General features: G+C 49.5%; 12 protein-coding genes, 2 tRNA genes, 1 rRNA gene and 1 pseudogene. 1 reads left to right on the top strand and 15 read right to left on the bottom strand.

What is annotated here, in order from left to right:
- From ACW6QF_RS03315 to mltG, 11 genes and pseudogenes are all read right to left on the bottom strand, one after another.
- A 16S ribosomal RNA gene (locus ACW6QF_RS03315) occupies positions 1 to 103 on the bottom strand; the annotation flags it as partial.
- 482 nt (positions 104 to 585) lie between these two features.
- Positions 586 to 1,299 (bottom strand): annotated as a pseudogene (locus ACW6QF_RS03310) (FAD-dependent oxidoreductase); the annotation flags it as partial.
- A gap of 23 nt (positions 1,300 to 1,322) precedes the next feature.
- Positions 1,323 to 1,832 carry a RagB/SusD family nutrient uptake outer membrane protein gene (locus ACW6QF_RS03305; protein WP_456086809.1) on the bottom strand — a complete coding sequence of 170 codons (510 nt, stop codon included), beginning with the start codon at positions 1,830 to 1,832 and terminating at the stop codon, positions 1,323 to 1,325.
- Positions 1,771 to 2,115 carry a RagB/SusD family nutrient uptake outer membrane protein gene (locus ACW6QF_RS03300; RefSeq protein WP_456086808.1) on the bottom strand — a complete coding sequence of 115 codons (345 nt, stop codon included), beginning with the start codon at positions 2,113 to 2,115 and terminating at the stop codon, positions 1,771 to 1,773. Before ACW6QF_RS03300 ends, ACW6QF_RS03305 begins: the two co-directional genes overlap by 62 nt.
- Positions 2,102 to 2,236 carry a sigma factor-like helix-turn-helix DNA-binding protein gene (locus ACW6QF_RS03295; protein WP_456086812.1) on the bottom strand — a complete coding sequence of 45 codons (135 nt, stop codon included), beginning with the start codon at positions 2,234 to 2,236 and terminating at the stop codon, positions 2,102 to 2,104. The genes ACW6QF_RS03300 and ACW6QF_RS03295 overlap by 14 nt, the downstream gene beginning before the upstream one ends.
- Positions 2,237 to 2,374: 138 nt before the next feature.
- Complete coding sequence (locus ACW6QF_RS03290; protein ID WP_456086807.1) at positions 2,375 to 4,789, bottom strand: alpha-L-rhamnosidase-related protein; 2,415 nt, start codon at positions 4,787 to 4,789, stop codon at positions 2,375 to 2,377.
- Positions 4,786 to 5,574: a 4Fe-4S binding protein gene (locus ACW6QF_RS03285; protein WP_456086806.1), complete on the bottom strand. Its 789-nt coding sequence runs from the start codon at positions 5,572 to 5,574 to the stop codon at positions 4,786 to 4,788. Before ACW6QF_RS03285 ends, ACW6QF_RS03290 begins: the two co-directional genes overlap by 4 nt.
- 5 nt (positions 5,575 to 5,579) lie before the next feature.
- Positions 5,580 to 6,089 carry a TlpA family protein disulfide reductase gene (locus ACW6QF_RS03280; protein ID WP_298551857.1) on the bottom strand — a complete coding sequence of 170 codons (510 nt, stop codon included), beginning with the start codon at positions 6,087 to 6,089 and terminating at the stop codon, positions 5,580 to 5,582.
- A gap of 109 nt (positions 6,090 to 6,198) precedes the next feature.
- Positions 6,199 to 6,780 carry an indolepyruvate oxidoreductase subunit beta gene (locus tag ACW6QF_RS03275; protein WP_456086805.1) on the bottom strand — a complete coding sequence of 194 codons (582 nt, stop codon included), beginning with the start codon at positions 6,778 to 6,780 and terminating at the stop codon, positions 6,199 to 6,201.
- On the bottom strand, positions 6,777 to 8,375 hold the full coding sequence (locus ACW6QF_RS03270; RefSeq protein WP_456086804.1) for a thiamine pyrophosphate-dependent enzyme: 1,599 nt from the start codon (positions 8,373 to 8,375) through the stop codon (positions 6,777 to 6,779). Before ACW6QF_RS03270 ends, ACW6QF_RS03275 begins: the two co-directional genes overlap by 4 nt.
- 173 nt (positions 8,376 to 8,548) lie before the next feature.
- Positions 8,549 to 9,577 (bottom strand): endolytic transglycosylase MltG, encoded by a 1,029-nt coding sequence (gene mltG / locus ACW6QF_RS03265; protein ID WP_456086811.1) that lies wholly within the window; start codon positions 9,575 to 9,577, stop codon positions 8,549 to 8,551.
- Between the two features lie 281 nt (positions 9,578 to 9,858).
- On the opposite strand from mltG, the gene ACW6QF_RS03260 reads away from it, so the two are divergent.
- Positions 9,859 to 9,945, top strand: a tRNA-Ser gene (locus ACW6QF_RS03260).
- 141 nt (positions 9,946 to 10,086) lie between these two features.
- Here the strand turns inward: ACW6QF_RS03260 and ACW6QF_RS03255 are convergent.
- From ACW6QF_RS03255 to ffh, 4 genes are all read right to left on the bottom strand, one after another.
- Positions 10,087 to 10,160, bottom strand: a tRNA-His gene (locus ACW6QF_RS03255).
- Between the two features lie 87 nt (positions 10,161 to 10,247).
- Positions 10,248 to 11,333, bottom strand: coding sequence for a CapA family protein (locus ACW6QF_RS03250; protein ID WP_456086803.1), 1,086 nt, complete (start codon positions 11,331 to 11,333; stop codon positions 10,248 to 10,250).
- Positions 11,330 to 12,226, bottom strand: coding sequence for a bifunctional methylenetetrahydrofolate dehydrogenase/methenyltetrahydrofolate cyclohydrolase FolD (folD, locus tag ACW6QF_RS03245; RefSeq protein ID WP_456086802.1), 897 nt, complete (start codon positions 12,224 to 12,226; stop codon positions 11,330 to 11,332). The genes ACW6QF_RS03250 and folD overlap by 4 nt, the downstream gene beginning before the upstream one ends.
- Positions 12,227 to 12,246: 20 nt before the next feature.
- The gene (gene ffh / locus ACW6QF_RS03240; RefSeq protein ID WP_456086801.1) at positions 12,247 to 13,572 is read right to left on the bottom strand and encodes a signal recognition particle protein; all 1,326 of its coding nucleotides are present in this window, start codon (positions 13,570 to 13,572) and stop codon (positions 12,247 to 12,249) included.
- Positions 13,573 to 14,028 lie beyond the last annotated feature (456 nt).

Here is a 14,028-nt window from a genome sequence, read left to right as displayed (position 1 = left end):
CCGGTCGCCGGCGGTGTATTGCTACACCCCGCTGCCCCTCGACTTGCATGTGTTAAGCCTGTCGCTAGCGTTCATCCTGAGCCAGGATCAAACTCTTCGTTGTTGAAATTGTTTCTTATACCTTTGCCCAGAATCTCGTGATTTATCGTAGTCCGTACTTGACGGTATGTTTCGTATTTCTACGTCTCTTGTACTACTTGTTGATATGTAAATCTTTCAAAGAACTTTTTTCGCTTTCTTTCGATTGCGGCTGCAAAGGTAAGGACTTTTTTTTAACTGCCAAATTTTTCAAGAGAAAATTTGAAAAGTTTTCGAAAGCCGCCGGATGGTCGGACATGTCGCTTAGCCTGGCTAACCTCATCCACCCATTCCGGGAAATACCTTCTCCATCATGTCGACTTAAACCACTCTCGCTCGAATGCGGGTGCAAAAGTAGAGATTTACAATATACGATCCAAATATTTTAGACTCTTTTTTCCGCCTTTTTTTGACGGACAAGAAAATAGGGGCTGTTTTTGGGAAGATCAGACACTTCATTTCCACAACGACCGTCTTCATCCCTTTGAAAAAAAACACCCTGTAAGTTTAAGGGACAATACCTCCATATTTCCGAATCAATACTTTTAGTTCCTCAACAGATAGATCCGCCGGAGATTTTCCCTTTGAACAAGCCAAAATCGCTGCTGCTCCTGCCGACTGCCCCATTCCCATGCAAGAAGCCTGTACCCGCAAAGCAGAATTGGCTAACCGATCACTACTAACACAGCGGCCTGCAACCAAAAAATTACGGCTACCTTTTGGTATTAGTGCACGCAAGGGAACTGTAGCAACTACTCCTTCAGCCAAATGCTTTGGTGAGACACCATGTGTAACATGTAAATCTATAGGATAATAAGAATAGGAAAGAGAATCGTCAAAAATCTTTCCTTCTATGTAATCCCGGTGAGAAATTTGGTATAGGCCATCAATCCGGTAAGTTTCACGAATCGCAGTTTCAGCTTGCATTTTTTTTATTCGTGTATTCTCACATCCCGGCAAAGTACGTACAAAACGAAGGGCTCTCAATAAGGAAGTACGCCCCTCAATATTGGCCCGTGTATGTAACTCCGAGGTTGATGAATCCGCGTTCAATACATGTTGTGTAGCCAAACCTCCTTTGACCGTCAGAAGTCCTTTTACTCCTGCATATGCATCTGTCTTTAGCAACACCCCTCCTTTTAAAGCATCATCAAATTTATTTGAAAGATCTGAAAAATCCAAAGATGATAAATCATACCCTTCCAACTCAAAGATTAAAGAACCCGGTTGTACTTCCTCTTCCTTTAAACGTCTATATCCAGCCCCTTCGTTGCCTTTATGATTTCTGCAGCTTTGCCCGTTCTTTTAAGCTCCAACCAGCGTTTACCTTCCACTTGGAATTCATATCCACGCTCCTTCATAATCAAATCTAATAAGGCACTCACAGACGGACAATCCGACTGCTTGTAATCAAATTCAGAGGCAACCATCGTATTCCGCCCATAGGCCCGACGCCGAATTTGATTGACTGCCTCCAAAGCCTCAGCCGTAACTTTCCCGTTTTCCATCACTAAGGCTTCTGCATAGATCAATAATAAATCCGAATATCCGTAAACAGGATCGTCATTAGCTCCCCCAGCCTTGCTAATTGCATTTTTATCAATGAACTTCGTGCAGACCAAAGTGTTTGTACCTAAACCAAACTCTACGGGACTCCAGAGCTGCTTCCTCAAATCCCTGTCATCCCATTCCTTATAAACAGGATTCGTCAAATCGCCATATATTGCATAAGCTCCTCCAAACGGAAAAACCACCCGTCTCAGGAACTCCTCCCCAATTACGAACCAGATGAAAATAGACGAATGCCCGCATAAATTTTGCCTCTGCAACAAAAACATCAATATCAGGATTTCCTTTCGGGAAATTCTGAATCACAAGGTTTGCACAACGTATACTGATAAAAAAGCTCTTCCATATGTCGGAGACTCTCGTTATATTCGTATCATTTAACTTCTTATACTCTCCGATTTGTGTCCAACTTCCACGTCCATAAACAAAATCGGAGAGGCACTCCAACGTCGCTTCATACACCGACATTTGAGTGGTTTTCCACCGTCCGTTTACTAATGTTCAGACTTGCAGTAATCTCCTCGTTATCAAGGCCATGTGCGCAGCTCATACGAAAGATCAGCCGGCGCTGCGGAGGCATTTGTTCCACTTTCAGATCGATCAAAGCCTGCAATTCGCGGACAAAGAGCAACTCTTCCGTATTTTCGACAACGAGCGGACGGAAGAGTTGTTCGGCATTTTACATATTCATCCTCCTTTTCCATAATAGCATCTTTATCCCGGCAAGCTATTCTACCGTCAAGACCTGTTCACCGGACTTAAGTTGATATTCTTTTCCTTTCCAAACGAATACACCATCCGTTCCCGCGGGCAATGCCAGACGTGCCGTCAGCTTGCCCTTCTTATCGAGTTTGTAGGAAGCAGTCACGCTACCCGCCGGGTGCGGCATCGTACCTGACACCTCTTTCAGGTCACCCAATGACGGAGCGATGCGGACAGACTTGAAGCCCGGCGCATTGCTGTCTATACCTAACAAGATACGGAAAAACTCGATATTCGGACTGGCTCCCCAAGCATGGCAATCGGAACGGGTCGGTTCGGGCATTTCCGCCCAAGTCGTCAGCCCCAGTGCCATCTGGTCCCGCCAAATCTGCAGATTGTCAAGCAGGCGGTCCCCCATACCGGCAGCCTTCAATGCCTGATGCACATAATAACGAAAATAGATTGTCGCCTGTATCAGCGACGGATCGTTCAACGTTCGCCCCATCACCCCCGCGGCCTCCTCGCCCGTCACGATACCCGCCAGTATAGCCAACGAGTTGACATGCTGCGAAAAACTACGGTGATCGTAAGTATCGGCAAACAATCCGCGGGCAGCATCCCAGTATTTCGCCCGGATCGTTCCCCGGATCGCAGAAGCGATCTGCGTATAATGATCCGCCATCGACGGAATGCCGAAAGCACGTTCCATGCCGGCAGCCGATTCGAGCGTCAGGATATACATCAAGTCCTGAAAAGCAGAATTGCCCTCCTTTTCACGCACAGGTTCGCCCGACTGAAAACCCGCAGCCCAGTCGGCAAAGAACCAATGCGGCACATACCCCAGGCTATGATCCGGCTTCAACCACTGCTCGTACCAGGAAAGTATCCCGCGATAAGCAGGCAGCAAAGTCTTCATATAAGCCTCATCCCCACGGTACATCCAATAGTCATGCCCCATACAGATCCACCAAAGCGAGAAAGAAGAAATGAACTGGTGCAGACTCGACGGATAGCGGCTCATCGTAATCCCGTCTGCCACGACCGACTGCCGTCCCTGCTCGATTGCATTCTTCACCATATAAGCATCATGCGTATTATATAAGGTAATCATCGTCTGGATGCGGGTATCACCGAAATACTGCAACTGCTCGTAATAAGGGCAATCCATATAAGTCTCGTTCGCACAGAGACGTGCCGTATGCCAGCCTATCTCAAGCATCTTGTTCAACTCGTCGTGTCCGGGTGCAGAAAAAGCAATCTCGCTCCGGAAAGGATAAGCGGAGAACGTACCATAGACATCTTCCAGCACAAGCGGTTCGTCGGCGGTCGAGATCGTCAGATCCACATACCGCCACGTACGCCACCAAAGAGTGGTAAAATCGCGCCCCTCGCCCCCGTCAGCAATTACTTTGTCTTCATATCCTATGAATCTTTTGCCCTCCACCTCATCACGGTTTCCTTTTGCCGGAAGCGAATAAGATTTAGTCGTACCCTGCTCTTTGCCTTCATAAAGAGCTTCGGCATAGGCAATCGCAATTTCAGCATCCTTGCCGCGGCTGAACAAAAGAGAAAGATAGCCCGTTGTCAACTTGCCGTTGTCAAGCAGGAGATGCACCTTGCTATTCGCAGGAACCGTCAGTGAAGTTTTTGTTTTCAAGAATCCGGCAGGCGCCTTCACCCCTTCGGAGATACGCACAGCCTCAAAACGTTCGGGCAGCAAGTCCATCGGAGGAATCGGACGAGGCACAAGCAGGCGTCCGGGATAGTCACGCGATCCCTTCGCTCCCCCCTCGATACCTGCACGGGCAGGCAGCCACTTGCTGTCATCATAAGCAGGCTGTTCCCATCCCCAAGGATACTTCGATGCAGAGAGAAATTCACCTGGCCCCGCCACATAGTAGCCTAAGACAGGCTTATGCCAGGGAGCATAGGCCTCGTTCTTCATGCACAGCCAGGAAGCATCCGTATTGACCACAGCCTCTACCTCCGTATTCCCTTGCAGGAGAAATCCGGTCTGGTTAAAGCTGATCTGCGCAACCGGCTTCTGTTCGGCATAATTCCAGACCACAGCCGCCAGCACGTTTTGTCCCTTTTTCAGGTAAGGAGCCAGATCGACCGTTTCAAAATTCCAGTTATAGATATCCCCACGTGCCGGTCCGAGCGAAACGAAACGGCCGTTCAGGTAAAGCTTGTAACGGTTGTCAGCCGTCACATGGACGATAAAGCGGGATGGGACTTCACCCAGTTCGAACGTCTTGCGCATGTGGTAGACGCCATACACATTGGCAGGCTCTCCAGGCATAGAAATCCAGTGCGCTTTCCAGCGTCCGGCAAGGAGTTCGGGATTGATGTCTGCTTGCCGGTAACCTTCCAAGCGGATCTGGGCGCCAAGCGACAGGCTGCAAAGCAGAGAGAGGAAAATCAGTACACGTGTCTTCATACAAATAACTCCGGTTCGCGGCGGGCACTAAAGTTCTTATGCAACATCGCCGTATAAGGCGTATCGAACGTGCGAGCGCCTTCGGGACATTCCTTCACACAAGCACAGCACTTGATACAAGTCGCCGGATCACTGAACATGCGATCATCGACAATCGAAATAGCCGATACGGGGCACACGTCGATGCAATATTCGCATTGCGTACACAAATCCTCATCCGTCACAGGAGCCTGCGGCGTGGAAGGCCCCTTCACCTTGTAGGGAAAATTCCCTTTCACCTCCAATGGCTTCAAGCAGGAAAGTTCGTCCACCTTTTCGAGTTTCTCCTTGATGGCCCGTCCGAAGCTGACCGCAGCTTCATGGTCGGCATCATCGGGACGCCCGGCAGCAATGGGCATATCCTTACGGCTGAAAGAATGCTCCCCGATGAAAGCAGCTGCCGAAACAAGGACAAAGCCGGCATCGACTAACGTGTCGGACAATTCCTTCAATGCATCCTCGTAATCACGGTTACCGTAAACCACGACCGGAACTACCGGAGCCTGATGGGCATGGAAAACACGAAGTCGCTCCATCGCCGTCTCCGCCACACGCCCGCCATAGACGGGAGCAGCCACGATGGTCAGTTCATCATCATGGATTTCAAGCTCTTCCGTCGGGGCATCGTAAGTAATGTCCGACTCCAACAGGACGCTTCCCTCCAATCCCTCCGCAATCGCATAGGCAGTCTTGGCTGACGTATGCGTCGGGGAAAAATAAATGATATGTACGTTTTTATATTCCATTTTCCTTATTTTAAAGCAGCTTCAATCTTATCCATCAGTTCCGCAAATTCCTCGTCGCTATAGCCTTTGGTGGCATATACCACTTTACCAGTCTTATCCACCAGATAGCTCCGGGGGATCAGGTTCTTGGCAAAAGCGCCATAGACCGCCCGGTTCTTGTCCGGATAGAGCGGGAAGGTGAAACCTTTCTTTTCGTTATACTTCTGCAACTCGGCGTCCGTATGCTCGCGCCCGATCACCAACAAGGCGAAATCCTTGTTGTCCTTATACTTCGGCCAAAGCGTCTTCTGCACCTCGGCAAGTTCCTTCTGGCAGGGTGGACACCAGGTCGCAAAGAAATTCACCAGGATCACTTTCCCCTTCAGCGAAGCGGAAGGCGTCTCCGTGCCATTGTCGTTCACAATCGTAAAAGCCGGCATCTGCTGGCCTACTTTGACGATATCACCACTCTCATCCTGCGCTTTCAAGGCGAAGGCTACGAGCGCGAAAAAGGTAAGGAATAAGTACTTCTTCATGTTTTTTTTATTTATATTTTTTCAGAAAGGCGTTCCGGCTACCGGATTCGTTCAATATTGTCAGGAGAGGCGTTTCGGCTATCGCCCCTCTCACTGACATTTTGATACTTTATCTCAAATTATTGGCCACATCATAGCCGGCTTTCAACGCTTTGAGGTTCATTTCAACGATTTCCTCGCCTTTCCGCCCGAAGATGCGTCGGATACCATCGGCTATCTTGTCATATTCGATCCCTATAAAGGGGGCGGCGGCCCCCAACATCACGATGTTGGCCGCACGTACGGAACCCACCTCTTTGGCGATCGCTTCCACATCCAGCACGACCTTGTGCGGCAATTTCTCCAGTTCTTCGTTCACTTTCTCCACCTCCGGATAGTTGGGGATATTGATGAACGGCTGCGAATTGGTCACCAGCCACCCGTCCTTCTTCAGATAAGGCAGGTAGCGGAGCGCTTCCATCGGTTCGAGCGAGATGATAAGGTCGGCCTGTCCTAACGGGATCAGGTCGGACGCAATCGGTTGGTCGGACAGGCGGAGGTTGGACTGCACGTCGCCCCCACGCTGGCTCATTCCGTGAACTTCGGCTTGTTTCATGTACAAACCTTCTTTTAATGCGGCTTCTCCGATAACGGCAGCGATGGAGAGGATGCCCTGTCCTCCCACACCGGATAATATGATGTCTGCTTTCATTTCTTGCTTGCTTTTTTCTTTCTTGTTAATGTCTGGATACATTCGCGGCGGGGGATCAGGACGGATACGCCTTTATATTCGATCTCTTCGCGGATGATCGCTTTCATCTCGTCGTAGTTCTTCTTCAAAGGAACCATGACACGGATATGGGCCGGATCGACACCGATACCGGCACAGATCGATTCGAGACGGCCTGTTCCGGCAGAGTCTTGTCCACCGGTCATGGCCGTCGTCTCGTTATCGGAAATGACGATCGTAATATTCGTGTTTTCATTGACGCAATCGAGCAAGCCGGTCATACCGGAGTGTGTGAATGTCGAGTCGCCGATCACCGACACAGCCGGGTAAACGCCCGCGTCGGAAGCTCCTTTGGCCATTGTGATAGAGGCTCCCATGTCGATACAAGTGTCGATTGCCCGGAAAGGAGGCAAAGCGCCCAGCGTATAACAACCGATATCACCGAACACTTTGGCGCCTTTGTACTCGGCCAGGACTTCATTCAGCGCTTCATACATATCGCGATGTCCGCAACCCTGACACAATGCAGGCGGACGTTGTTCGACAACTTCCGGAGTGGCATAATAGCTCTCGATCCGCTTGCCCAGCGCCTTACCGACAGCATCGGGAGTCAGCTCGCCGTCGCGTTGCAATGTGCCGTCAAGTCGGCCGTGCACCCGGATACCGATACTGAGAAAACCTTTCAGTTGTTCCTCGACCACCGGATAGCCTTCTTCGAGAACGAGAATTTCCTTGCATTCGCTGACGATCTTTTCGACCATCTTGCGGGGTAACGGGTACTGGCTGATCTTCAATACCGGATGTTCGAAACCGTCGGGATAGTTCTCCGAAAGATAGTTGAACGCAATACCGGTCGTGATGATGCCGAGATCCTTGTCCGGTCCGTCGAAATAAGTATTATAAGGCGAGGCTTCGGAAGAAGCGGTAAATGCATCCTGCGCCGCGATCAACGTCTTGAAGCGTTTGCGGGCAAGTGCCGGGAGAAGGATGAAACGCTGACGTCCGTCTTCGGGCGTATGCATTTCGTTTTCCATCTTCTGTTCGCGTCTGACCACACCTGCACGGGAGTGAGCCATACGGGTGGTGATGCGTACCAGGACAGGATAACCCAGTTTTTCGGATAATTCGAACCCGTCATATACCATGTCGTATGCCTCCTGCTGGCTGGACGGCTCAAGCATCGGGATCATGGCGAAGTTGCCATACATACGGTTGTCTTGTTCATTCTGGGAAGAGTGCATCGAAGGATCATCAGCCGTAATGATGATCATACCGCCATTGATGCCGCTCATGGCAGCATTCATAAAACAGTCGGCGGCAACGTTCAGCCCCACATGCTTCATACAGCAAAGAGCCCGCTTGCCTGCGTAGCTCATCCCCAACGCCGCTTCCATAGCAGTTTTTTCATTCGCGCTCCAACGGCAGTGAATGCCCCTTTCCTTTGCGACGGCCGAACCCTGTACGAATTCGGTTATCTCGGTCGAAGGGGTTCCCGGATAGGCATACACACCGGACAGACCTGCATCGATAGCAGCTTGTGCCACGGCTTCATCCCCTAAAAATAGATGTTTTTCCATGTAATGTTTATTTTTGTTTTAACTGATTTTCGTATTATTTCTCCACAAAGATAAGACTTTTACCCATACACGCAACAACCGACCGGCATGGGATTTTAGTTTCATAGGCATGGAACTAAAGTTTCACTGGCATGGAACCCAAGTTTCTTGCCGAGAAACTGTTTCCGCATTGCTTACCGGATCTTCCGCCTGTTCAGTTCCGCCCGGTAACGGTTGGCATTACGATTATGCTCGGCAAGAGTGGCGGCAAAGTTATGCCGTCCTGAGAAATCCTCCTTCGCACACATATAAAGGTAGTTATGCTTCATGTGGTTCAGCACGGCATCCAGCCCCTTGATAGTCGGGATGCGGAGCGGTCCGGGAGGAAGTCCGGCATGTTTGTAGGTATTGTAGGGAGAATCGATCTCCAGATGCTCGAACAGGATGCGCTGAAGGGAGAAATCGCCCACGGCAAACTTCACTGTAGGATCCGCCTGAAGAGGAATGCCACGCTGCAAACGGTTAAGATACAAACCTGCCACAATGGGATATTCGTCTGCGGCAGCCGTTTCTTCTTCCACGATAGAAGCAAGGATGGCGACTTCGACCGGTGTCATTCCGATTTCTTTCGCTTTCGCCAGGCGGGTGTCATTCCAGAAATTCTTATATTCGCGCTGCATACGCTGCATCAGTTTTCCGGCGGAAATATTCCAATATACTTCATAGGTATTGGGAATAAACAGCGTAAGGATCGTCTCCGTCGTAAAGCCCAATGATGCGCAGTAAACGGAATCATCAAGCAAAGAAAGCAGATCATCCTCCCCGATCATCAACTGCCCGGCAAGCCTTTGGGCCAGATCCTGCTTGAAACGTATATTATTAAAGGTGATCCGGGTGGCTTCCTGATGTCCCCGACGCAAGTTGTTGAGCAATGCCAGGTTATTCATCCCCGGCTCCACGGCATAACGTCCGGAACGCATATTGTCAGGATATTTCAGCACTCCGGCAAGCAGCTTGAAACTCCCGATACGCCGGCAACCGGCAGAGTCGACCAACTGACGGCAGAGATCGCCAAAATCTTTCTTCTCGTCAATATAGACATATACGGTCTTGCGCGGCTCGAAATCAGGAGCAAGTATCAAACGGTATGCCCAGAATCCCGCACCTGCCAGCAAGAGGACGATAAACGAGAGGATTCCAACTATGAGAGTACGCTTTCGCATCTTCTTTTTCTCCATATTATATATAGTCTGCTGTATATCAGAACCGGCCACAAAAATAATATCTTTTTCCCGAATGCCCTACCTCTTTCCGACTTATTCCGGCCACAACAACCGGAAGAGGGAAAAACGCTCACTTTTGCAAAGTTGAAATCCTCTGATTGCCAACTATGTGCAAGAAGGAGCCTTTTTTCTTAAAAAATAATGCACCAAATGCTTTGTATATTTAAAAACTTAAGCATATCTTTGCAGCGCAATTCAAGGAAATGAAGCGCGAAACTCATGGAAGTGTGGGTGAGTGGCTGAAACCACCAGTTTGCTAAACTGACGTACTCGTTAGGGTACCGGGGGTTCGAATCCCCCCGCTTCCGCTCCAAAGGCTGTCGATCGAAAGGTTGGCAGCCTTTGTTGTTTCAATATCCATACCGGATCAGGAAGATCCCGGACCAGGATCAGCCTCAACTCCAAAGGAAGACAAACAAAAAAAGGCTGCCTTTACAGACAGCCTTACGGGTGAAAAATGGGACTCGAACCCACGACCCTCGGAACCACAATCCGATGCTCTAACCAACTGAGCTATTCTCACCATGTTTATCTTATCGAGTGTTTATTTCTTTAAGACGGTGCAAAGATAGAGGTTTTATTTTAAACTGCAAATAATTCGGAAACTTTTTTATTCAAAAATATACTCTCCGACCTCCTTATTATTACCTTTTAGAAACAAACGCGTCTTATCAACATACCTAATTAATGCAGAATCGACTGAAAAAGAGGAATTTTGTTTCTTTTCCGACCAAGAGGCCGCCGGGACGACCCGAATATCTTCTTTTCCCCGTTTATTCTTATACCGGGAGGAATAAATCAACGAATATTGTGCGGAAGCAATGTACCGGCGCAAGCCTTTCCGGCCTAAAACGACTTTCACCATGACGCCTCCATCGGTATGCTCCCGGCTCATGTTCGATATAAAATTGCCCAATGAATAAACGACCAGCCGGTCGGGAGTACCCTCCTTCCCTCTGCGGAGTTCCATCGGCTGGACAACATGCGGATGACTGCCTATGACCAGATCGACCCCCTGCCGCATCAGCCAATCGGCCAGTTCGCGCTGTTTACGGGAAGGCATCCGGTCGTATTCCAGCCCCCAATGCATATTGGCAATGATAAAATCCGGATTAAAGAGCTTGGCTTCGGCAATATCGGCCTCCATTATCGCCCTATCGATATGATTGACAATCCGGGGCGTATCGACTTTCAGACCGTTGGTGTCATAGGTATAATTGAGCATGATGATACGGAAATCCTTCTTACGGAGCAACATCGGGTAGGTGCGGTGACGGTGATCGCGGTCGAGAAAGGTTCCGGTATGACGTATCCCGAGAGAGTCCAGCGTCTGTATGGTACGGACAAGTCCGCGGGTACGCCTGTCCAAACAATGGTTGTTGGCTAACAGGAAAAAGTCGAAGCCTGCTTTTTGCAAGGCCAAAGCGAAGTCTTCCGGAGCGCTGAAAGCCGGATAACCGCTATACGGCTCCCCTCCCAACGGGACTTCGAAGTTCACAACGGCAATATCGGCGGCTTTCACTTCTTTCTCGATATTTGCAAAATAACCGCCCAAATCAAAAGAATCTCCCCTCCGGGTATTGTCGAGTTGTCTCTGGTGCATCATGGCATCACCGGCAAACAAGATTGTCAGCGAGTCCTGAGCGGATAAAGACAGAAAGCTCAAAAGACAAAACCCGGAGAGGAGGATTTTCATTTATAAATCTCTTTCTTTCCGGCTAAAAGCGTATTGCGCATCAAAGAGATGATGGTCATCGGCCCTACACCACCCGGAACCGGCGTGATATAAGAACACTTAGGAGCGACCTCGTCAAACTTGACATCGCCCGTCAGCTTAAAGCCGCTTTTGCGAGTTGCATCCGGCACGCGTGTCGTACCCACATCCACGATCACAGCTCCTTCTTTCACCATATCGCCTTTCAGGAATTCGGGAACGCCCAACGCCACAATGATAATATCGGCACTCAGGCACATTTCCTTCAGGTTTTCAGAACGACTGTGGCAAACAGTGACCGTGCAATCGCCCGGATAGGCTTTCTGCATCATCAGGGTAGCCATCGGCTTGCCCACGATATTGCTGCGTCCCAGCACTACGCAATGTTTACCGCGAGTCGGGATCTCGTAACGTCTCAACAGTTCCAGGATACCGGCCGGAGTCGCCGAAACGAAACAAGGAAGGCCGATAGACATACGGCCGACATTGATCGGATGGAAACCGTCCACATCCTTGCGATAGTCGATCGCCTCGATAATCTTCTGTTCCGAGATGTGTTTCGGCAGCGGGAGCTGTACGATGAAGCCGTCCACATCCGGATCGTTGTTCAGTTCGTCCACTTTGCGAAGAAGTTCTTCTTCGGTAACATCGGCTTCATAACGGATCAGAGACGATTTGAAACCGATCTCGTTACAGGTCTTCACCTTGCTGCCGACATACGTTTCACTCCCCCCGTCATGGCCGACCAATATGGCAGCCAAATGAGGGATCTTACCACCGGCAGCCTTGATGCGGGCCACTTCTTCCGCCATTTCCTGCTTCATCCGGGCAGAAACGGCTTTTCCGTCCAATAGCTTATACTGCTGTTCTTCCATGCTTTATACTCTTTTCGGGTTTATCTTTTGAATGAAGGGAATTTCTTGCTTCCCGGTTTGGCCGCTGTCAGCATACGCATCATCTTGCGTGTTTCATCGAACTGCTTGATCAGCTTGTTCACTTCCTGAATCGACGTACCGCTGCCTTTGGCGATGCGCTGGCGGCGCGAACCGTTCAGGATAGCCGGGTTGACGCGTTCTTCGGGAGTCATGGAATAGATGATCGCTTCGATGCTCTTGAAAGCATTGTCGTCGATATCGACATCCTTCAACGCCTTGCCTACGCCCGGAATCATGGAGGCCAGTTCTTTCAGGTTACCCATCTTCTTGATCTGCTGGATCTGCGAGATGAAGTCGTTGAAGTCGAACTGGTTTTTGGCGATCTTCTTCTGCAGGCGTTTGGCCTCTTCTTCGTCATACTGCTCCTGCGCACGTTCCACCAGCGAAACGATATCACCCATACCGAGGATACGGTCTGCCATACGTTCGGGATGGAAGATATCCAAAGCATCCATCTTTTCGCCCGTTCCGACGAATTTGATCGGTTTGTCTACCACCGTACGGATAGAAAGAGCGGCACCGCCACGGGTATCACCATCCAGCTTGGTCAGCACCACGCCGTCGAAGTTCAGACGTTCGTTAAATTCCTTAGCGGTATTCACGGCATCCTGTCCGGTCATGGAGTCGACCACAAACAAGGTTTCATCCGGTTGGATAGCACTCTTGATTGCAGCGATCTCATTCATCATCTGCTCGTCGATAGCCAGACGGCCGGCGGTATCGACAATCACCACATCGTTGCCTTTCGCCCGTGCTTCGCGGATCGCGTTCATCGCGATCTCCACCGGATTCTTGTTTTCCAGTTCCATGTAGACAGGCACTCCTACCTGTTCGCCGACCACGCGCAACTGCTCGATAGCAGCCGGACGATACACGTCGCAGGCTGCCAACAGCGGCTTTTTATTTTTCTTCGTCTTCAGCAGATTCGCCAGCTTGCCCGAAAAAGTCGTTTTACCGGAACCTTGCAAACCGGACATCAGGATGATTGCCGGATTGCCCTTCAGATCCAGATCAGTTGCCGTTCCTCCCATCAGTTCAGCCAGCTCGTCATGCACGATCTTGACCATCAACTGGCTGGGCTTAACGGAAGTAAGCACGTTCTGTCCTAATGCTTTCGTTTTTACCGTATCGGTAAAACTCTTGGCTACTTTATAGTTTACGTCGGCGTCGAGCAACGCTTTACGCACGTCTTTCAATGTTTCCGCCACATTGATTTCCGTGATCTTGCCTTCACCTTTCAACAGTTTAAACGATCTGTCTAACCTTTCGCTTAAATTCTCAAACATAATTCGTATGTATATTTATTTTTATCTTTATAATCTTTGAATGAGGGGCAAAGGTAAGAAAAAGGGATGAATAAAGCAGAGCTAATAGACAGAAAACTTAGACACAACGACTATAGATTACAATAACCCCAGATTAGCCTATATTCTATCTCGGGTAAAATTCCGGAACGATTTGATTTGACTTTTTGCCGGCTTTTAGCCGGAATTGGTAACGATTAAAAAAACGTTGTTGGCGGAAAACAAGAAAACGATGTCTTTTTGTAATCAGATGGGAGAAAGAACGGATATTGTGGAAAACCTGAACTCATGGAGAATCGCCTATAATAAAAAAAGTCGGGACATTTCCCGTATATCTCAAACCGATTCCGGGACTTTCCTGCCACGACGACCGTCCTCGTTACCTTTACGACCGTCTTCGTCGCCATCAAGACGGTCGTCATGCCATATATACTGCAC

This window comes from Parabacteroides sp. (genome assembly GCF_977054455.1).
Note: the sequence above shows the minus strand (reverse complement) of the source record. Positions and strands in the feature narration are given on the sequence as shown.